Annotated in this window: 19 protein-coding genes; 11 read left to right on the top strand and 8 right to left on the bottom strand. The window is 73.9% G+C overall.

Features of this window, described 5'->3' with window-relative positions:
- Nucleotides 1-93: 93 nt before the first annotated feature.
- A complete protein-coding gene (locus tag FOF52_RS08490) occupies nt 94-888 on the bottom strand; it encodes an ABC transporter (RefSeq protein ID WP_248593282.1) in 795 nt (264 codons plus the stop codon).
- Nucleotides 885-1,808: an ATP-binding cassette domain-containing protein gene (locus tag FOF52_RS08485; protein ID WP_248593281.1), complete on the bottom strand. Its 924-nt coding sequence runs from the start codon at nt 1,806-1,808 to the stop codon at nt 885-887. Before FOF52_RS08485 ends, FOF52_RS08490 begins: the two co-directional genes overlap by 4 nt.
- Nucleotides 1,809-1,936: 128 nt before the next feature.
- Here FOF52_RS08485 and FOF52_RS08480 point away from each other — a divergent pair, with 128 nt between their 5' ends.
- On the top strand, nt 1,937-3,052 hold the full coding sequence (locus tag FOF52_RS08480) for a sensor histidine kinase (RefSeq protein WP_248593280.1): 1,116 nt from the start codon (nt 1,937-1,939) through the stop codon (nt 3,050-3,052).
- Nucleotides 3,049-3,654: a response regulator transcription factor gene (locus FOF52_RS08475; protein WP_248593279.1), complete on the top strand. Its 606-nt coding sequence runs from the start codon at nt 3,049-3,051 to the stop codon at nt 3,652-3,654. The genes FOF52_RS08480 and FOF52_RS08475 overlap by 4 nt, the downstream gene beginning before the upstream one ends.
- 132 nt (nt 3,655-3,786) lie before the next feature.
- Here FOF52_RS08475 and FOF52_RS08470 read toward each other — a convergent pair whose 3' ends face one another.
- Nucleotides 3,787-5,421, bottom strand: coding sequence for a glycoside hydrolase family 13 protein (locus FOF52_RS08470; protein WP_248593278.1), 1,635 nt, complete (start codon nt 5,419-5,421; stop codon nt 3,787-3,789).
- Nucleotides 5,422-5,672: 251 nt separating this feature from the next.
- Between FOF52_RS08470 and FOF52_RS08465 the strand changes: the two genes are divergently transcribed.
- On the top strand, nt 5,673-6,803 hold the full coding sequence (locus tag FOF52_RS08465) for a glycosyltransferase family 4 protein (RefSeq protein ID WP_248593277.1): 1,131 nt from the start codon (nt 5,673-5,675) through the stop codon (nt 6,801-6,803).
- 82 nt (nt 6,804-6,885) lie between these two features.
- Here FOF52_RS08465 and FOF52_RS08460 read toward each other — a convergent pair whose 3' ends face one another.
- Complete coding sequence (locus FOF52_RS08460) at nt 6,886-8,121, bottom strand: ABC transporter ATP-binding protein (protein ID WP_248593276.1); 1,236 nt, start codon at nt 8,119-8,121, stop codon at nt 6,886-6,888.
- A gap of 569 nt (nt 8,122-8,690) precedes the next feature.
- Here FOF52_RS08460 and lnt point away from each other — a divergent pair.
- Nucleotides 8,691-10,274: an apolipoprotein N-acyltransferase gene (lnt, locus tag FOF52_RS08455; RefSeq protein ID WP_248593275.1), complete on the top strand. Its 1,584-nt coding sequence runs from the start codon at nt 8,691-8,693 to the stop codon at nt 10,272-10,274.
- Between the two features lie 35 nt (nt 10,275-10,309).
- On the opposite strand, the gene FOF52_RS08450 is transcribed toward lnt, so the two are convergent.
- Nucleotides 10,310-10,888 carry an aldo/keto reductase gene (locus FOF52_RS08450; protein WP_248593274.1) on the bottom strand — a complete coding sequence of 193 codons (579 nt, stop codon included), beginning with the start codon at nt 10,886-10,888 and terminating at the stop codon, nt 10,310-10,312.
- 331 nt (nt 10,889-11,219) lie between these two features.
- Between FOF52_RS08450 and FOF52_RS08445 the strand changes: the two genes are divergently transcribed.
- Complete coding sequence (locus FOF52_RS08445; RefSeq protein ID WP_248593273.1) at nt 11,220-11,747, top strand: FxsA family protein; 528 nt, start codon at nt 11,220-11,222, stop codon at nt 11,745-11,747.
- Nucleotides 11,748-11,784: 37 nt separating this feature from the next.
- Here FOF52_RS08445 and FOF52_RS08440 read toward each other — a convergent pair whose 3' ends face one another.
- Nucleotides 11,785-12,072, bottom strand: coding sequence for a hypothetical protein (locus tag FOF52_RS08440; protein ID WP_248593272.1), 288 nt, complete (start codon nt 12,070-12,072; stop codon nt 11,785-11,787).
- Nucleotides 12,073-12,265: 193 nt separating this feature from the next.
- Here FOF52_RS08440 and FOF52_RS08435 point away from each other — a divergent pair, with 193 nt between their 5' ends.
- From FOF52_RS08435 to FOF52_RS08415, 5 genes are all read left to right on the top strand, one after another.
- Nucleotides 12,266-13,099: a helix-turn-helix domain-containing protein gene (locus tag FOF52_RS08435; protein ID WP_248593271.1), complete on the top strand. Its 834-nt coding sequence runs from the start codon at nt 12,266-12,268 to the stop codon at nt 13,097-13,099.
- A complete protein-coding gene (locus FOF52_RS08430; RefSeq protein WP_248593270.1) occupies nt 13,074-13,262 on the top strand; it encodes a DUF397 domain-containing protein in 189 nt (62 codons plus the stop codon). The genes FOF52_RS08435 and FOF52_RS08430 overlap by 26 nt, the downstream gene beginning before the upstream one ends.
- Nucleotides 13,263-13,442: 180 nt before the next feature.
- Nucleotides 13,443-13,937: a DUF2975 domain-containing protein gene (locus tag FOF52_RS08425; RefSeq protein ID WP_248593269.1), complete on the top strand. Its 495-nt coding sequence runs from the start codon at nt 13,443-13,445 to the stop codon at nt 13,935-13,937.
- Nucleotides 13,937-14,158 (top strand): helix-turn-helix domain-containing protein, encoded by a 222-nt coding sequence (locus tag FOF52_RS08420; RefSeq protein ID WP_248593268.1) that lies wholly within the window; start codon nt 13,937-13,939, stop codon nt 14,156-14,158. The genes FOF52_RS08425 and FOF52_RS08420 overlap by 1 nt, the downstream gene beginning before the upstream one ends.
- 100 nt (nt 14,159-14,258) lie before the next feature.
- Nucleotides 14,259-15,038, top strand: a complete 780-nt coding sequence (locus tag FOF52_RS08415; RefSeq protein ID WP_248593792.1) for an HAD-IIA family hydrolase — start codon at nt 14,259-14,261, stop codon at nt 15,036-15,038.
- Between the two features lie 77 nt (nt 15,039-15,115).
- On the opposite strand, the gene FOF52_RS08410 is transcribed toward FOF52_RS08415, so the two are convergent.
- Nucleotides 15,116-15,499: an RNA polymerase-binding protein RbpA gene (locus FOF52_RS08410; protein WP_248593267.1), complete on the bottom strand. Its 384-nt coding sequence runs from the start codon at nt 15,497-15,499 to the stop codon at nt 15,116-15,118.
- Between the two features lie 333 nt (nt 15,500-15,832).
- Here FOF52_RS08410 and FOF52_RS08405 point away from each other — a divergent pair, with 333 nt between their 5' ends.
- Nucleotides 15,833-17,311 (top strand): cytochrome P450 family protein, encoded by a 1,479-nt coding sequence (locus FOF52_RS08405; protein ID WP_248593266.1) that lies wholly within the window; start codon nt 15,833-15,835, stop codon nt 17,309-17,311.
- Between the two features lie 36 nt (nt 17,312-17,347).
- On the opposite strand, the gene FOF52_RS08400 is transcribed toward FOF52_RS08405, so the two are convergent.
- Entirely contained in the window at nt 17,348-18,721 is a 1,374-nt protein-coding gene (locus FOF52_RS08400; protein ID WP_248593265.1) for an MFS transporter, read from the bottom strand.
- Nucleotides 18,722-18,757: the final 36 nt, after the last annotated feature.

The raw sequence follows: 18,757 nt of genomic DNA, 5'->3' as shown, positions 1-18,757 counted from the left end.
GGGCCGCGGCGGCGCAGCCAGGGACGTTTCCGCACTCCCCGGACGACAGCCCCGCGGCGGCCGCGGACCGCGGCCGCCGCGGGGCGGGCCCGCTCAGGCGTCCCGGCGGGACAGCGCGGCCCGGGCCGCGCCGTACAGCGGCACGAGCCAGCCGAGCAGCACCGCCGCGGCCGCCGCCGCGGGCAGACGGAACGGCGCGTCCGCGGCGGTCAGCCCGGCCAGGGAGTGCAGCGCCTCGCTCGGCAGCACCCCCAGGACGACGCCCTGCCAGGCGTCCGGACCCCAGCGCACCGGGGCCGGCAGGGCCAACAGGACCAGCGCGCCCACCACCCCTCCGGTGGTGCCGCGCAGGACCACCGCCAGGAACACCGCGGCCAGCGCGAGGAACGGGACCGTCAGCGCCGTGCCGCCCAGCGCCCGCAGCACCCAGGGCTCCAGCGGCGACACCGCGGGCAGGCCGGCCGCCGCCAGCACCAGTTGCCCGGCGGCGAACGCCGCCGCCGCGGAGAGCAGGCCCGCGCCCAGCGCCGCCGCGCCGACCGCCGCGGCCCGGGCCGCCAGGAAGCGGCCCCGGCGCGGCAGCGCGGTCAACGTCGCGCGGATCATCCCGGTGGAGTACTCGACGCCGACCGTGGCCGCGCCCACCACCAGCAGCACCACGGCCGCGGCGTCGACCCCCAGCAGACTGGTGGCCACCAGGTCGGCAGGGGAGTGCTCGGCCAGCGCCCTGCCGGTGGTGGCCGGCACGGTCGCGCACAGCAGCACGGCCACGGCCGCGCCCACCACCGGCGCGGCCAGGACCGCCCTCCGGTGGGCGCGCAGGCTCCACAGCTTGGACACCTCGGCGGCCACCGCCGCCGTCACCGGTGTACCCCCGGTCGTGGTCATCGCTCCTCCTCACGGTCGGCCGCCGCGTACACGCGGGGACTGTCCAGGTCGCGGGTGAGGTCCAGGAAGGCGTCCTCCAGCCGGGACCGGTGGGGCACCAGTTCGTGCAGGGCGATCCCGTGCCGCGCCGCCACCTCCCCGACCTCCGCGGCGTCCAGGCCGGTCACGGTGAGCCTGCCGGCGCCGTCCGCCCGGACGCTGCCGTCCGGCAGCGCCGCCGCCAACTCGGCCCAGCGCGGCGTGGCCACGGTGACGCGCCCTCCCGCCGCCCGCCGGGTCAGCTCGCCCACCCCCACGTCGGCGACGAGCCGGCCCGAGTCGATCACCAGGACGTGGTCGGCGGTGGCCTCCATCTCGTTCATCAGGTGGCTGGAGACGAACACGGTGCGTCCCCGCGCGGCCAGGTCCCGCAGGAGCACGCGCAGCCACACGATGCCTTCGGCGTCCAGCCCGTTGAGGGGCTCGTCGAGCAGCAGCACCCCGGGGTCGCCCAGCAGCGCGGCCGCCACGCCCAGGCGCTGCCGCATGCCCAGGGAGAACTCCGCGATCCTGCGGTGCCCCTCCCCGCCCAGGCCGACCAGGTCCAGCACCTCGGCGACGCGGGCGGGGGCGATCCGGCCCGCGCGGGCCAGCCAGGACAGGTGGGCGCGGGCGCTGCGGCCCGGATGCGCCGCACCCGCGTCCAGCAGTGCGCCCACCGCACGCAGCGGAGCGGCCAGCGCGGCGTACGGCACCCCGTTGACCAGTGCGGCACCCGAGTCCGGGGCGTCCAGGCCCAGGATCATCCGCAGGGTGGTGCTCTTGCCCGCCCCGTTGGGACCCAGGAAACCGGTCACCCGTCCGGGCGGCACCGTGAACGTCAGGTCCTCGACCACCGTCCGCCGCCCGTAGCTCTTGGTCAGGTTCCGTACCTCGATCATCGCCGTGCACCTCCCGGTCACGTCTCCACTGTGCGCCGGGACGCGGCGGGACGCCTGATGGCGCTGTCATGACCTGACCGTGACCGCTGTCACGGGTACGCCGCGCCGCCGCTGCCTACGATGCGAGCGTGCGTACCGGTACCGGACCCGGCGCCTCCTCGGTGCGCGGCCGGGTGCTGTCCTCGGCGGCGGGCGCGGTGATCGCCCTGCTGACCCTGCCCGAGTGGGCCGCGGCGGTCGCCGCCCTGCCCGATCCGCGCACGCGCGCGGCGGTGGCGGGCACGGCGGCGCTGTACGCCCTGGTGTGCGTGTCCGCGGTTCCGCTGGCGTCCGGGGCGCGCTTCGCGGTACGCCTGGCGGTGTGCCTGGGCGCCCTCGGCCTGGGCGCGGTCCTGGCCGCCGCGCTGGGGCCGGACGCCTCCTGGGTGCTGCTGTTCGCGCTGGCGGTGGCTGCGGCCCTGCTGCCGGCGGGTCCGCTGGCCGCCGCGGCCGTGCCGGTGGTCGCCGCCGCCTCGGTGGGGGAACTGGTGGCGGGCGGCGGCCGGAGCGCGGTCGCCACCCTGCTGGTGCTGACCACCTCCACGGCCGCGGTCGCGCTGCTGCGCGCCGTGGTGGAGGCCAACGCCGCGCTGCGGACGGCCCGCGACGAGATCGCCGTGCTGGCCGCCGAACGCGAACGCCACCGCGTGGCACGGGACCTGCACGACATCCTCGGGCACAGCCTCACCACCGTCCTGCTCAAGGCGGGCGTGGCCCGGCGGGTCCTGGAGACGACCGGCGACACCGGACGCGCCGCGGCGGAGCTCGCCGAGGTGGAGGAGCTGGCCCGCGCCGCGCTGGCGGACGTGCGCGCCACGGTCGCCGACTACCGCACGGTGACGCTCGCCGGCGAGCTGGCCGCCGCGGCCTCGGCGCTGGCCGCCGCCGGGATCGCCGCCGACCTGCCGGGCACCGTCGACGACGTCGACCCGCGGCTGCGCACGGTTTTCGGGTACGTGGTACGGGAGGCCGTCACCAACGCGGTGCGGCACTCGCGGGCGAGCACGGTGCGGGTGCGCCTGGGCCGCCGGTCCGTGGAGGTCGCCGACGACGGGCAGGCCGCGGCCGCGGTGCGGCCGGGCAGCGGACTGTACGGACTGGCGGAGCGGATGCGGGAGGCGGGCGGCGTCCTGGAGGTGGGGCTGCGCGAGGGCGGCGGGCTCCGGGTGTTCGCGTACGTGCCGGAGGAGGGGGAGCGGCGGTGATCCGGATCCTGGTGGCCGACGACCAGGCGCTGGTGCTCGGGGCCCTGGCCGCCATGCTCGACCTGGAGCCCGACCTGGAGGTGGTGGCCCGGGTCGGCGACGGCGCGCAGGTGGTCGCCGAGGCCCGGCGCACCCGCCCCGACGTGGCGCTCATCGACGTGCGGATGCCAGGGGTGGACGGGCTGACCGCGGCGGCCGACCTGGTGCGGGCGCTTCCGTCCTGCCGGGTGCTCATGTGCACCACCTTCGACCGCCCCGGGTATCTGGCACGTGCCCTGGCGGCGGGAGCCAGCGGGTTCGTGGTCAAGGACGCCACCCCGGAGTACCTGGTGGACGCGGTGCGGCGGGTGCACCGGGGGCTGCGCGTGGTCGACCCGGACCTGGCCGCGGAGTCGCTGACGCACGGCGCCAGCCCGCTGACCGGGCGGGAGAGCGAGGTGCTGGCCGCGGCCCGGTGGGGGGCGAGCGCGGCGGAGATCGCGGCCCGCCTGCACCTGGCGGAGGGCACGGTGCGCAACCACCTGTCCGCGGCGATCGGCAAGACGGGGGCGCGCAACAGGCTGGAGGCGGTGGCGATTGCGGAGCGGCGGGGCTGGATCTGAGCCGCCCAGCCCACCCCGTGTGGGCGGCCGCCGGAGCGCCGTCCCGCACCAGTCACTGAATCTACAACGTAAAGAAGGGCCTCGGTCGCACTCCTCCCGGTACCGCGCGGGACCCCCGCCACCCGCGGCCGGTCAGTCCGCGACCCGCAGCCACACCGCTGTGTTCCCCGGCAGGACCCCCGGTTCCACCTCCGCGCTGGCCAGCAGCACCTCCCCGGGCGGCACCGCCACCGGCTCGAAGCCGGTGTTGACCGCCACCAACAGGTCCGCGCCGCGCCGGAAGGCCAGCACATCACCCCCGTCGCAGCGCCCGTCCCAGGAGAAGGCGGGGTCGGACCGGAAGCCGCGGCGCAGCCGCAGCGCCCTGCGGTACAGCGTCAGGAACGAGCCCGGGTCGTCCCACTGCGCCCGCACCGACAGCTCCCCCCAGTCGTCCGGCTGCGGCAGCCAGCCCGGCGCCGCGCCGAAACCGAAGGACGGCCCGGTCCGCTCCCAGGGGATCGGCACCCGGCAGCCGTCACGGCCCTTGACGGTGCGGCCGCTGCGCTCCCAGGTGGGGTCCTGCAGCACGTCGGCGGGCAGGTCCGCGACCTCGGGCAGGCCCAGTTCCTCGCCCTGGTAGAGGTAGGCGGAGCCGGGCAGCGCGAGTTCCAGCAGCGCCGCCGCGCGGGCCCGCCGCCGCCCCAGGGCCAGGTCGGCCTTGGGATCGGCACCGTCGCTGAGCAGCCAGGCGTCCAGGTCGACGCCCCCGGGCAGCCCCAGCACCGACACCGGACGCACCACGTCGTGGTTGGACAGCACCCAGGTCGCCCGGGACCCCACGGCCGCCGCGTCGGCGAGACTGGCCGAGATGACGCGGCGGTAGGCGGCCGCGTCCCACGGGCAGCGCAGGAAACCGAAGTTGAACGCCTGGTGCAGCTCGTCGGGGCGCAGGTAGCGGGCCAGGCGCTCACTGGGCAGCCACGCCTCGGCCACGGCCATCCGCGGCGGGTCGAACTCGTCGAGGACACGCCGCCACTCCCGGTAGATCTCGTGGACCTCGGGCCGGTCCCAGTGCGGGTGGTCGGGGTTGGTGGTGAAGGGGTCCACCCCGGTGGGGTCGTGGTGCGGCAGCACCTCGCGCAGCGGCTCGGACAGGTCCTTGACGAGCGCGTTGGCCACGTCGATGCGGAACCCGTCCACGCCGCGGCGGCACCAGAAACGCAGGATGTCGCGGAACTCCGCGCGCACCCGGGGGTCGAACCAGTTCAGGTCGGGCTGCTCGCGGGCGAACAGGTGCAGGTACCACTGGCCGTCGGCGACCCGGGTCCAGGCGGGGCCGCCGAACATCGACTGCCAGTTGCTGGGCGGCCGCGACCCGTCGGGGTCGAGGCCGTCGCGGAAGACGTAGCGGTCCCGCTCCGCCGAGCCGGGCGGGGCGGCCAGCGCCTGCCGGAACCACTCGTGCCGGTCGGAGGTGTGGTTGGGGACGATGTCCACGATGACGCGCAGGCCCAGCCGGTGTGCGCGCTCCACCAGGGCGTCGAAGTCGGCCAGGGTGCCCAGGCGCGGGTCCACCTGGCAGAAGTCGGCGACGTCGTAGCCGCCGTCGGCGAGCGGGGAGGGGTAGAACGGGGAGAGCCACAGCGCGTCCACCCCCAGGTCGGCGAGGTGGTGCAGGCGGTGGACGAGGCCGGGCAGGTCGCCGAGGCCGTCGCCGTCGGAGTCGGCGAAACTGCGTGGATAGACCTGGTAGATGACCGCGTCGTGCCACCAGTTCGGGGACATGGGTCTCCTGTCGCGTCGGGCGCCGAAGAGGAAGCGCGGGGTAGTCTGCTGTCTGCTGTCCGTAGCCGGTCGGGCCGTGCCGGGGCCCGTCGGCGTTCGGGTTGGACCACGGCGCCGCCCGGGGCGACACTGACGGTGTTTCCCGAAAACGCCGGGACAGTCCGGCGGGGCTCCGCTGCCGGCTCCACAGGCCCGCGCAGGCGCGGGGCGGCAGGCGGGGGACGGAAGCGAGAGAACGGGGGCCCGTGCCGATGCCTGGGCGGACACTGCTGGTGACCAACGACTTCCCGCCGCGCCGCGGCGGGATCGAGACGTTCTGCCACGAGTTGGCCGTCCGGCTGGCCCGCCACGGCGGTGTGGTCGTCTACACCTCCGCCTCGCCGGGGGACCGGGAGTTCGACGCGGGCCTGGACTTCCCGGTGGTGCGGGACCGCACCGCCACGCTGCTGCCCACGCGGCGGGTGGCCGACCGGGCCGCCGCGCTGCTGCGGGAGCACGCCTGCGACCGGGTGCTGTTCGGGGCCGCCGCTCCGCTGGGGTTGGCGGCGCGGCGGCTGCGTGCGGCGGGGGCGCGCCGGATCGTGGCCGTCACGCACGGGCACGAGGTGTGGTGGGCACGGCTGCCCGGTTCCCGCGCGCTGCTGCGCCGGATCGGCCGCGACGTCGACGTGCTCACCCACCTGGGCGCTTTCACCCGTTCGGAGCTGGAGCGCGCCCTGGCCCCCGCCGACCGGGGCAAACTGGTCCGGCTCGCGCCGGGGGTGGACCCCGACGTGTTCCATCCCGACGTGGACGGCTCGGCGGTGCGGGAGCGCTACGGGCTGGGGGAGGCGCCGGTGGTGCTGTGCGCGGCGCGTCTGGTGCCGCGCAAGGGGGTGGACACGCTGGTCCGGGCGCTGCCCCGGGTGCGGGAGCGGGTGGCGGGGGCGCGGCTGCTGGTGGTGGGGGAGGGGCCGGACGAGCGGCGGCTGCGCGCTCTGGCCGGGCGGGTCGGGGCGGCCGGCCAGGTCGTGTTCGCGGGCGGGCACCCGCATTCGGAGCTGCCCGCCTTCTTCGCGGCCGCCGACGTGTTCGCGATGCCCTCGCGGACCCGCCGGTTCGGGCTGGAGGCCGAAGGGCTGGGCATCGTCTACCTGGAGGCGGCCGCCAGCGGACGTCCGGTGCTCGTCGGGGACTCGGGGGGAGCACCCGACGCGGTGCAACACGGCCGCACCGGTTTCGTGGTGGACGGCCGCGATCCCGGCGCGGTCGCCGCACGGCTGGTGGAGCTGCTCGCCGATCCGCGGCGGGCACGGCAGCTGGGGGCGCGGGGCCGGGAGTGGGTGCTGGCCGAGTGGACGTGGAAGCGGTCGGCGGAGCGGCTGTTCACGCTGCTGGACTGAGCGGCGGGCGCGGGGGCGGTCAAGACGCTGCGGGGCGCCCCGCGTGGTGCGGGGCGCCCCGGGGGTCGGAGCCGGCCGGCTGCTAGACGGCGGCCTTGACGTTGGCGGGGTGGCCGATGGCCAGGCCGCTGGAGGGGTCGAAGTAGTGCAGGCGGCGGGTGTCGACGGTCAGCGAGACCGGCTGGCCGGGACGGACCGAGCTGCGCGGGTTCACCCGGGCGGTGAAGAAGGTCTTGTTCCCACCCGACAGGGCCAGCGCCGTGTCCTCGCCGTCCTCCTCGCCTCCGGCTGCGTCGGCGGCGAGTGCGGCGGTGGCCTCGTGCTGCACCGGCGGGGCGTCCACGCCGAAGATCACGTTGATCTCGGTGCCCAGCTCCTCGGTGACGTCGGCGACGACGTCCATCGTGCTGCCCTTGTGCGAGGCGAACGCGGCGTCGTCGAAGTCGGAGGGGCGGACGCCCAGGATGATCTCGCGGCCGAAGTACTCCTCCAGGCCGGGGTGCTCGCGCACGCTCTCGGTGCTGACGTGCAGGACGTGGTCGGCGAAGCGCAGCACCGCGCCGCCGTTCTCGGCCTCGATGCGGGCGTTGACGAAGTTCATGGCGGGCGAGCCGATGAAGCCGGCGACGAACAGGTTGACCGGGTGGTCGAAGAGGTTCTTGGGGGTGTCGACCTGCTGCAGCTTGCCGTCCTTGAGGACCGCCACGCGGTCGCCCAGGGTCATCGCCTCGACCTGGTCGTGGGTGACGTAGATGGTGGTCACGCCCAGCCGCTCGTGCAGCTGGTGCAGGGAGGCGCGCATCTGCACGCGCAGCTTGGCGTCCAGGTTGGACAGCGGCTCGTCCATGAGGAAGGCCTGCGGTTCGCGGACGATCGCGCGTCCCATCGCCACACGCTGGCGCTGACCGCCGGAGAGGGCGGCGGGCTTGCGCTTGAGGTAGGGCTCCAGGCCGAGCATGGCCGCGGCCTCCTTGACCCGGCGTTCGATCTCGGCCTTGGGGGTCTTGCGCAGCTTCAGGCCGAACGCCAGGTTCTGCTCCACCGTCATGTGCGGGTAGAGGGCGTAGTTCTGGAAGACCATGGCGATGTCGCGGCTCTTGGGGGGCAGGTCGTTGACGATCTTGCCGCCGATGCTGAGGGTGCCCGCGCTGATCTCCTCCAGACCCGCGATCATCCGCAGCGCGGTCGACTTGCCGCAGCCGGACGGGCCGACGAGCACCATGAACTCGCCGTCCTTGATCTCCAGGTTGAGGTTGTCCACGGCTTTGACGCCGCCACTGTAGATCTTGTCGACGCCGCTGAGGACGATCTCGGCCATGAGTGCACAGCTCCTTCGTGGCTGACCGATGGTGGATCGGTGTGTCTCTCAAATCGAACACCAGGCTGATCGATTTGTCTACCCGTCTGTAAAATCTGATCGATTTGCTGATCGAAATGATCGATTTTTTCGAATCGACAAGGACTGGCGTCATCGGCGGCGTTGCGTTAGCCTGGCACGCGCCGTCAACCCGGACCGGCGGCTGCGACAGCCGTACACCGTCCACGCCACCGCGAGCCGACACACGAGCACGCACGGTGGTGGACGAGTGTGTGAGTCTGGGTAGGCTGACGGCCAGTCCAGCGCTGGACGGACCGGTCCGCGGCCTGGAGACTCGCGCGTCGGACGCCGCGCCACGCACCAGGTTCGGCGCACGGCGTGGGAGGGCCAGTACACCGCGGCCGGGCGGGGGGTTGGACCCGGAAAAGGCCCGAACATCCAGTAGACAACGGTCTCCGAGCTCGCCGCCTACGGGACGGAACCGGTCCGAAGGGTGTCCGGGCCTTTCTCCGCGCTCCCCGCACTCCCGCGCATTCCCCGACCCCTCCGCCACCCCGTAGGCTTTCCGCGTGACCCTGCTTCTCCGCGTGCTGGCCGCCGCACTGTCGGGACTGGCCCAACTCGCCGCCCTGGAACCGTACGGACTGTGGCCGCTGGCCGTCCTGGGCCCGGCCCTGCTGCTGGCCGCGGTCCACGGCGTGCGCCCCCGCAGGGCCGCCTGGCTCGGCGCGGTCTCCGGAGCCTCCCTGATGGTTCCGCTCATCCACTGGCAGAAGGTCTTCGGCCTCGACGTGTGGCTGGTCATCGCCGCGGCCGAAACCGTCTACTTCGTCCCCATGGCCGCGGGCCTCGCCCTGGCCGCCCGGCTGCCGGGCTGGCCGCTGTGGACCGCGGCGCTGTGGGTGGCCCAGGAGTTCTGCCGCGCCCGCTTCCCCCTCGGCGGCTTCCCGTGGGGCAAACTGGCCTTCAGCCAACCCGACACGCCCTTCGCCGGCTACGCCGCGCTCGGCTCCTCCGCGCTGGTCACCTTCATGGTCGCGCTGACCGGAGCAGCCCTGGTGGCCGCGGCCCGCGCGCTGTGGTCGGCGCGGACCGGCGCGACAGCACGCCGCCTGCTGCTCCCGCTCCTGGCCGGCCTGGCCGCGGCCGTGCTCGTCCCGCTCGGCGGCTCCCTGGCACTGCGCGCGACCGCACTGCAGGAGGACCACACCGCCACCGTCGCCCTCGTCCAGGGCAACGTGCCCAACGTGGGCGAGATGGACATCCTGGGCGAACGCATGCAGGTGCTGCGCAACCACGTCGAGGGCGTCCACGAACTGGCGCGCCTGGTGCGCGCGGGCGAGGTCGCCCAACCCGACCTGGTGGTGCTGCCGGAGAACGCCAGCGACATCGACGCCTACGCCGACCCGCAGGCGGCCGCCCTCATCTCCGCCGCGGCCGACGACATCGGGGTGCCGCTGCTGTTCGGCATCACCCGCTACAGCCCCGACGGCAGCCAACGGGAGATCCGCAGCGTGGTGTGGCATCCCGGGAGCGGGCCGGGCGACTACTACACCAAGCGCTACCTGGTGCCCTTCGGCGAGTACGTGCCCTTCCGGGACGTGTTCGCCACCGTCGTCACCCGCCTGCAGCAGATCGGCAGCGACGCCGTGCCCGGCACCGAACCCGGGGCACTGGACCTCAACGGCACCACCGTGGCCGCCGTCATCTGCTTCGACGTCGCCTTCGACCTGCCGGTACGCGAGTCGGTGGCCGCGGGCGGACAGGTCATCGTGGTGCCCACCAACAACGCCAACTACAACTTCACCGGCCAGTCCGCCCAGCAGCTGGCCATCACCCAGCTGCGCGCCGTGGAGCACGGCAGGCCCGCCGTGGTGGCCTCCACCAGCGGCATCAGCGCCGTGGTCGACGAACACGGACGGGTCCGCTACCGCTCCCCGGAGGCGGAGGCGGCCGTGCACGTCGCCGAGGTCCCCGCGATGCGCGGCCTGACCCCGGCCACCCGGCTCGGCGCGCTGCCCGAGACCGCGCTGACCCTGCTGGGCCTGGGCGCGGTCGCCGCCGCGCTGGTGCGCGCCCGCCGCGGCCGGGACGGCACACGGCCGGCGGAGCAGGAGGCGCACCACGGCACCGAGGCGGCCCCCGCCGGCTGAGCCCCGTCGGCCCCGGCACCGGGCCGGACACGCCGTCAGGGCCCCCGGAGGCCGGGCGGCACGCTCTCGCCCAGGGCGGCCGGCTCCCCGGCGGTGGGCTCCCGGTGCGCTGCGGCGGCGCTGGTGACCCCGGCGATGACCGACCCCACCGCGGGCCGCGCGAGCAGCGCGGAGACCGCCACGTCCCGCAGGCTCAGCGAACGCTCCGCGGCGTGGGCGGGTGAGCCGCTCCACCGCGTCGAACCGGGCGTCGGTGAGCCGGTCGCCGATCCCCCAGGCCGCGTACCGGCTGTCGGCGGGCGCGGGGTGCCGCGCCGGTACTCGCCCGTGGGCAGCCCGCCGGCCAACGGGAAGTACGGCAGCAGGCCCACCCCGAAACGCTCGGCGGCGCACCGCAGCTCGGTCTCCACCCGCCGGTCGAGCAGGCCGTACTCGTGCTGCGCGCCGACGAAGGGCACCGGTCCCCGGGACCGGGCGGGCCACGCGGCGTCGGCGACCTGCCGGGCGGCGAGGCCGGAGGAGCCGACGTGGCGGACCCTGCCCTCGCGCACCACCGGGTCGGTGCGGGCCTCCAGGGCCTCCTCGATCGGGGTGAACGGGTCGGGGCGGTGCAACTCGGTGCAGGTCGCTGTGGTCGGTGCGCAGACGGCGCAGGGACCGCTCCACGGCTCCGCGGACGGAGCGGCGGGAGCCGCGCGTCCCCCCGGTCCGGGCCGTCGGCCCCGCCGAGGCCGCTGCCGAACTCGGCGGCGAGCACGAACTCGGCGCGGCGCCCCCGCAGCACCTCGCCGAAGACCTCCTCGGAGCCGCCGAGACGGCGGTATCGCACCGATGCCGTGACAGGACCGTCATTTCGCGCGGGACCCGTCGGCCGCGGCGGGAACGCGGAAGGCGCGTGCCGCGTTGTCAGGAGGAGAGTCGTTCCCGGCCGTTGGATGGGGCACCATGCCGCTGTTGACCGTGATCGCGCTGATGGCGCTGCCGTTCCTGGAGATCTGGCTGATGATCCTGGTGGCCGGGCAGATCGGTGTCACCTGGACGATCGTGGCGCTGTGCGCGTTGAGCGTCACCGGTGTGCTGGTGGTGCGCCGGGCCGGGCGCGGCGCCTACGCCGACGCCCAGCGGTCGCTGCGGACCGGCGCCGAACCGCGCGCCGACCTGCTGGACACGCTGATGCTGCTGGCGGGCGGCGTCCTGCTGGCCGTCCCCGGGTTCCTCACCGCCCTGCTGGGCGCGTTGATGGCGCTGCCCCTCACCCGTCCCGCACTGCGCTGGGTGGTCAGCGGCTGGTTCCGGCGGCGCCTGGACCGCATGCGCGCCCAGATGGAGGCCGACCTGCTCACCCTGCACGACTACGCTTCCGGCGGCGACCCGCGGCCCGGTGCGGGCCGCGTCGTGCAGGGCCGCATCATCCACGACGAACCCGAGCAGAACGGTCCGGAGGCAAGCAGCCCGCCGGCCACCCGCGGCTGAGCCGCCCCCGCCGCCGAACACGCAGTGCGGGGCGCGCTCACAGCTCGGAGTCGGCCAGCTCCGGCAGGGACAGCACCGCGTGGACCCGTCGGGCCAGGGCGGGCTCCTCACCCACCGGCAGCACCGGGTCGACGGTGGACTCCACTCCCGGCCACACGAAGCACCACATGAGTCCCCGGGCGTCGAACGGCCGCAGGGCCACCGTCTGGGTCCTGCCGTCCATGACCCCGGTGACGGTCATGGTCGGCCCGTCGGGGACGGGGCGCACCCCCAGCCGGTCCAACTCCAGGCACAGCCGCCTGGCGGCCTCCCTGCGTTCGCTCATCCTCTCGCCCCCCTGTCGGTCGTCGGCGTCGACTCCGGGGCCCGGCCGGTAGCGGCCGAAATCCCGAAATCCCCTCTCCGACGTCCACTGTCGCGTTACAAACGTCAGGAGGGGGCGGAGCCGACCGGTCTGCCCATTCCCTTCGCGGCGGGTGGTCGGCGGTGAAATCGGGGTGGAGAGTGGTGGAACCGTGGTGAAGAGGAAGATCCGCGCTGAGGGGATCAGGTTCGGGACAGAGCTGAGGAGGATCCGGCTCAACGCCGGTCTCACCCAGGGGCAGCTGGCCCGGGCGGTGAACGTCTCCACCTCGCTGGTGAGCTGTTTCGAACGGGGGACGCACTGGCCCAGGCGGGACGTGGTCGAGGCCCTGGACCGGACCACCAGGGCGTCCGGGCAGCTGGTGCGGCTGTGGGTGGAACTGAGCAACCGGCAGGCCTACCCCGACTGGCTGGGCGAACTGGTGGAGGCCGAACCCCAGGCCACGCTGATCCGCGACTACGCGCCCCTGGCCGTTCCGGGGCTGCTGCAGACGGAGGAGTACGCGAGGACGGTGATCGAGGCGGCCAACTCCTTGGCCACCCCGCGGCAGATCGACGAACTGGTGGCCGGCCGCATGCGCCGGCAGCGGATCTGGGAGGCCGCCGAGCCCCCGGTGATGATGACCGTGATCGCCGAATCGGTGCTCACGAGTCCCATCGGTGGCCCAGTCGTTATGAACTCCCAGCTAGATCACCTGATCAGCCAGGTGGAGAAGCATAGAATCCGGTTGCAGGTGGTACCGGCGGACACCCGGCTGCACCCGGGGTTGGCGGGAATGTTCATCCTGCTGTCGATCCGGGACAGAGCGGATGTCCTGTACGTGGAGAGCGCCGTGTCGGGGACCATGATCCACGAGCCCGCCCAGGTGCAGCGCATGTCGATGCTGTTCGGGGACCTGCAGGCGGTCGCGCTCTCCCCCGAACGGTCGCTGAGCCGGCTGAACGAGATCAGGAGGCAGTTCCGTGGAACTCCGGAAGCAGTGGCGTAAGTCCAGTTACAGCGCGGGCAACGGGGGCGCGTGCGTGGAGGTCGCCGAGACGGCCTCCGGGGCGCTGGTCCGCGACACCCGACACCGGGAACTGGGGCATCTGGAGTTCCGGCACCGGGAGTGGGCCGGGCTGCTCCGTGCGCTCAAGACCGGTCAGCTCTAGGGACGGTCCCGCCCCGGGGCCGCCCGGGGCACAGGAACGGTGACCGCCGCCTCCCGGGAGGCGGCGGTTCGCCGTAGGGGAGGGCGTTGCGGCGCGGCCGTGCCGGTCGACACGGGGCACCCCTTGCCGTACCTATCGAATATCGATAGATTTCCATCGTTGTTCGATGAAGGAGGGGTGATGGGGAGGCTGACGGTGCTCGCGCTGCGCACCGTGCTCGCGATGCTGCTCGCCGGTTCGGTGTTCGTGCAGACGGTGATGGTGCCGCTGCTGGCCGTCGACCTGGAGGAGGCCGGCGCGGCCCCCGCGCTGCGCGTCCCGCTCCTCGCGATCACGGTCCTGGGCATCGTGGCGGTCCAGGTCGTCCTGGTCTGCGTGTGGCGGCTGCTGACGATGGCGCGGCGCGGAACCGTGTTCTCCCCCGCCGCCTTCCGCTACGTGCACGTCGTGGTCGGCGCGGTCACCGCGGCCGCCCTGCTGGTGTTCGCCCTCGGACTCCTCCTGGCGCCGGGCGAGGCCGTGCCCCCGGGGATCGTCCTGCTGCTGGGCGGGGCCGGCACGGCGATCGTGGGGGTCGCACTCGTCGTGCTCGTGCTGCGCGCACTGCTCGCCCAGGCCATCGCACGCGACGCCGAGGCGGAGCGGATGCGGGCCGAGCTGGCGGAGGTGATCTGATGCCGATCGTCGTCGACATCGACGTGATGCTGGCCAAACGGAAGATGTCCGTGGGCGAACTCGCCGACCGTGTCGGGATCACCCCCGCCAACCTGGCGGTGCTCAAGAACGGCCGCGCCAAGGCGGTGCGCTTCACCACGCTCGCCGCGCTGTGCGAGGCCCTCCGGTGCCAGCCGGGGGACCTGCTGCGCTGGGAGCCCGAGAACACTGCGAACGGGTGAACGGCGGCGCCCGCCGGGGCCGCCGCGTGGCACGGCGCACCCCCGTGGACAGTGATGGGACAATCAGCACGTGATGCAAGAATCCGGTTACAACTACCTGATGGACATGGACGGCGTGCTCGTGTGGGAGGAGCACCTCGTCCCCGGGGCCGACCAGTTCGTCGCGGAACTGCGCGCCAACGGCACCCGCTTCATGGTGCTGACCAACAACTCCATCTACACGCCGCGGGACCTGCGCGCCCGGCTGCTGCGCAGCGGACTGGACATCCCCGAGGAGTCCATCTGGACCTCGGCGCTGGCCACCGCACGCTTCCTCCAGGAACAGCGGCCCGGCGGGTCGGCCTACGTCATCGGGGAGTCGGGACTGACCACCGCGCTGCACAACGCCGGGTACATCCTGACCGAACGCGACCCCGACTACGTGGTGCTGGGGGAGACCCGCACCTACAGCTTCGAGGCGATCACCCGCGCCATCCGGCTGGTGGAGAGCGGCGCCCGGTTCATCGCCACCAACCCCGACGAGAAGGGACCCAGCCGCGAGGGGTCGCTCCCGGCGACCGGGGCGGTCGCCGCCCTCATCGAGAGGGCCACCGGACGCGCCCCCTACTACGTGGGCAAACCCAACCCGCTGATGATGCGTTCGGCGCTGCGCACCCTGGGCACCCACTCGGAGAACACCGTGATGATCGGCGACCGCATGGACACCGACGTGCGCTCCGGGCTGGAGGCGGGCATGCAGACCATCCTGGTGCTGAGCGGGATCTCCGACTCCACCACCGCGGAACTCTTCCCCTACCGGCCCACCGCCGTCTACGGATCAGTGGCCGACCTGGTCGGACACAGCCACGACCCCTTCACCGCGCAGCCCCCCACCGCCTGAGCCGCGGCGGGCAGGACCCCCGGAGACGACAGTGCGGGGGCGGTCGGTACCGCCCCCGCACCGTCTCCGCGGACGACTCAGGCGCTGCGCCGCTCCGAGGACAGGGAGCGCATGTGCTTCTGCTCCTCGCGGCGCCGGGCGCGCAGCAGTTCCAGCCGCTCGGCCAGAACCTCCTCCAGGTCCTCCATGCTGCGACGCTCCAGCAGCATGTCCCAGTGGGTGCGCGTCGGCTTGGTCTTCTTCTCCTCCGGTTGCTTGCCGTCGACCATCAGCGCACTCTCCCCGCAGAAACGACACTCCCAGGTCGCGGGGATCTCCGCTTCCGAGGCGAAGGTGACGGCGAAGCGATGGCCCCGAGGACAGTCGTAGGTGACCTCCTGGCGCGGAGCCAGGTCGGTGTTGCGGTCGTTCTCGTAACTGGTCGCCCCGAGTCGGGTTCCGCGAAGTGCTCGCTCGGCCATCGTGTGGGTGCCTCCAGGCGCTCTTGCGGTCTCGTGGGTATCAACGCGGCGGTCGGTCTCAAGATTCCCCGGACCGTGAGAGCCCAACCGTGCGCCGACGCCCCGTTTCACACCGGTCCCCTCACCGGTCCCGCCGCTCCCAGGATTGTGGGCCATCCCACCCGCCGCACCGAAAGCGAATCTTCGCAGTTCGGAACAGCTTGGCAGAAACTTTGCGCAATGCCCGCGCCACGCGGCGCAGCGCCGAAAACCCCGCCTGTTGCGACGAGGAAGCACACCGGAAACATTCGGCGCCTACAGTCCGGGAAGCCGACTCTCCCGAGGAGCGCCGCCATGAGCACCGGTACCAGCCGCCCCCGCCCCACGCCCGCACCCCGCCCCCTCCGCGCCCGGGCCGTCCCCCTCCACACGGGCACCCGCCGCCCTGACCACCCACTGCCGTGGGAGGAGCTGCGCGCCCGCTTCGGCGCGGTGGCCCCCGTGGAGATCACCCCGGGCGTGCCCGGCTGGCTGCTGCTCGGCTACCACGAGAACCTGGACGCGCTCCGCGACTTCGACCGCTTCGCCGCCACCCCCGACCGGTGGACCACGGCCCCGCAGCAACCACGGGAAGAGGAGAACGGCTCCGCCCCGGCGGCGGAGGGCGAACGCCACCACCGGATGCGCGCCCCCGTCGTCGAAGGACTGCGGGCCGTCGGCGGACGCCGCCTCACCGAGACCGCCAGGACGCTGGCGACCTCACTCGTCGACCGTTTCGCGCCCCGGGGCCGGGCCGACCTCGTCGCCGACTACGCCGTGCCGCTGCCCGCGATGGTGCTGAACTCCCTGTTCGGACTGGACGAACGGTACGGCGACCTGCTGGCCCGGCTGTGCGCCGCACGCGACGGAGAAGACCCCGCCACGGCCGCGCGCGCCACCGCCGACCTCCACCGCTACACCACCGCGCTGGTGGCACGCCGCCGCGCCGACCCCGGCGACGACCTCGTCTCCCAACTGCTGCGCCACCCCGTCGGACTCACCGACGCCGAGGCCGCCGCCGCACTGGACACGCTGGTGCGGACCGGGGTGGCCCCCACCGCGCACCTCGTCGGCAACGCGCTGCGGCTGCTGCTCACCCGGCCCGAGATCGCCGCGGCCCACCGGTGCGGGGCACTGCCCTGCACCGACTTCCTCGACTACGTGATGTGGGTCGACCCGCCGCTGCAGACCCTCCAGGCCCGCTGCCCCACCCGCGACGTGCGTATCGGCGGCGTCGACATCAGAAAAGGCGAGCCGCTGGTGCTGGGGTTCGCCCCCGCCCACGCCGACCCGACGGTCCGCCGCGGCCGCACCCTCGACGACCTCGCCGGAAACCGCGCCCACCTGATGTGGGGGGCCGGACCGCACCGCTGCCCCGCCCAGGAGCTGGCCTCCGGGATCGCCGTCACCGCCGTCGACACCGTCGTCGACCGCCTCGGCCCGGTCCTGGACGATCCGCCGCACAGCCTGCGCCGGCACGCCCCGCCGGCGGTACACGCACCGGCGGCGCTGCCGGTGCGCTTCTCCGCCGAACCGGCCCCCTCCGCACCGGAGCCGCCCCCCTCCCGCGCCGGGCGGCGACCGCCGCCGGTGCGGACCGGCCGCCCTCGGGCCCGGGGCGCCCGCTACGGCGCCCCCGAGGCCGCCGACGAGGCCCCCGCTCCGACGGCCGCTGTCCGCCGCGCCCGCGTCGGCGCCCCCGCACCCCGGACGGCCGGCGTGCGCTACCACGTCCCCGCCCGGCAGGAGAGGCGCCCCGACCCCCTGGAGGGACTGCTCGCCCGCTGGACGTGAGCGGCCGGACCGGGGAAGAACCCGCGGCCCGGCCCCTCAGAGCTTCTCGGGCACCCGGTTGCCCGCGGCGCGGATCGCCGCGGGAATGTCGATGACCAGCAGCAGGACGAAACCGAGGACGAAGAACACGACCATCGACAGGATCGCCAGCCGGTAGTCGCCGCCGGTGGCGTCCAGCACCACACCCAGCACGAGCGCCCCCAGGAAGGCCGACCCCTTGTCGCTGATCTCGTACAACCCGAAGTACTCCGCCTCCTTGCCCTTCGGGATGAGGTGCGAGAACAGCGAACGCGACAGCGCCTGCGTGCCGCCCAGCACGATCGCGATGAAGAAACCCAACGCGAAGAACTGCGCGGCCGCGCCCTCCTGCAGCACCGGCGCCACCGCCACCACCGCGGTCCACACCACGAGACTGCCCAGAATGGTCTTCTTCGCACCGAAGCGCCGGGCGATCGCGCCGAGCAGCAGCGCCCCGCCGAACGCCACGAACTGCACCATGAGAATGGTGCCGATCTGCACGGACTGGTCCAGCCCCAGAGCCTGGTCGGCGAAGGTCGCGGAGAACCCGATGACGGTCTGGATGCCGTCGTTGAACAGGACGTAGGCGACCAGGAACAGCAGGGTGCGAGGGTAGGCGCGCAGGCTCTTCACGGTCTGCCACAGCTGCGTGAAGCTGCGGCCCACGGAGATCCTCCGCACCGGGGCGTCCAGCGACCCCTCGCGCCGGTTGCGCAGCCGGGCCAGCGGGATCACGGTGAAGACCGCCCACCACACGCCCGCCGACACCATGCAGATACGCACCGCGTGCCCCTCCTCCAGGCCGAGGCTCTCGTGCCCGAGGAACAGCACCAGGTTGAGGGTGAGCAGCAGGGCGCCGCCCAGGTAGCCCATCGCCCACCCGCGGGAGGACACCGCGTCGCGTTCGTCCTCGGAGGCCAGGTCGGGCAGGAACGAGTTGGCGACCACGATGGAGGCGCCGAACGCGACGTTGGCGACGACGAACAGGCCCGCGCCGAGCAGGTAGCGGTCCCCGTGCACGAAGTACAGGCCCATGGTGGAGAACGCGCCGAGGTAGGCGGTCACCCCGAGCAGTTCCCGCTTGCGTCCGCTGGTGTCGGCGACGGCCCCGAGCGCGGGCAGCAGCACCAGCTGGAGCAGCACCGACAGGGACGTGGCGTAGGGGTAGAGCGAGGCGGGCGTGATCATCCAGCCGAACACGCTGATCCGGCCGTCGGCCCCGGCGCCGCCCTCGGCGAGCGCGGTCAGGTAGGGGCCGAGGAAGACCGTGATCACGGAGGTGGTGAAGACCGACTGCGCCCAGTCGTACATGTACCAGGCGCGCCGCTCGGAACGGCGGGTGCGCGCCTCGTCGGAAGGGGTGGGCACGGAGGCCGGGGTGGAGGTGGACAACGCGGTGCTTCTCTCGTGTGGGGTGAACGGACTCTG

Source organism: Thermobifida alba, from assembly GCF_023208015.1.
GTDB lineage: Bacteria > Actinomycetota > Actinomycetes > Streptosporangiales > Streptosporangiaceae > Thermobifida > Thermobifida alba.
The sequence above is the reverse complement of the archived record's forward strand: the minus strand, read 5'-3'. Positions and strand labels throughout refer to the sequence as shown.

Excerpts from the sequence above, each read along its gene's own strand:
- FOF52_RS08490 (WP_248593282.1), bottom strand. The coding sequence starts at position 888 with ATGACCACGACCGGGGGTACACCGGTGACGGCGGCGGTGGCCGCCGAG.
- FOF52_RS08485 (WP_248593281.1), bottom strand. The coding sequence starts at position 1,808 with ATGATCGAGGTACGGAACCTGACCAAGAGCTACGGGCGGCGGACGGTG.
- FOF52_RS08470 (WP_248593278.1), bottom strand. The coding sequence starts at position 5,421 with ATGTCCCCGAACTGGTGGCACGACGCGGTCATCTACCAGGTCTATCCA.
- FOF52_RS08465 (WP_248593277.1), top strand. The coding sequence starts at position 5,673 with ATGCCTGGGCGGACACTGCTGGTGACCAACGACTTCCCGCCGCGCCGC.
- FOF52_RS08460 (WP_248593276.1), bottom strand. The coding sequence starts at position 8,121 with ATGGCCGAGATCGTCCTCAGCGGCGTCGACAAGATCTACAGTGGCGGC.
- FOF52_RS08445 (WP_248593273.1), top strand. The coding sequence starts at position 11,220 with ATGCCGCTGTTGACCGTGATCGCGCTGATGGCGCTGCCGTTCCTGGAG.
- FOF52_RS08440 (WP_248593272.1), bottom strand. The coding sequence starts at position 12,072 with ATGAGCGAACGCAGGGAGGCCGCCAGGCGGCTGTGCCTGGAGTTGGAC.
- FOF52_RS08425 (WP_248593269.1), top strand. The coding sequence starts at position 13,443 with ATGGGGAGGCTGACGGTGCTCGCGCTGCGCACCGTGCTCGCGATGCTG.
- FOF52_RS08420 (WP_248593268.1), top strand. The coding sequence starts at position 13,937 with ATGCCGATCGTCGTCGACATCGACGTGATGCTGGCCAAACGGAAGATG.
- FOF52_RS08415 (WP_248593792.1), top strand. The coding sequence starts at position 14,259 with ATGGACATGGACGGCGTGCTCGTGTGGGAGGAGCACCTCGTCCCCGGG.
- FOF52_RS08410 (WP_248593267.1), bottom strand. The coding sequence starts at position 15,499 with ATGGCCGAGCGAGCACTTCGCGGAACCCGACTCGGGGCGACCAGTTAC.
- FOF52_RS08405 (WP_248593266.1), top strand. The coding sequence starts at position 15,833 with ATGAGCACCGGTACCAGCCGCCCCCGCCCCACGCCCGCACCCCGCCCC.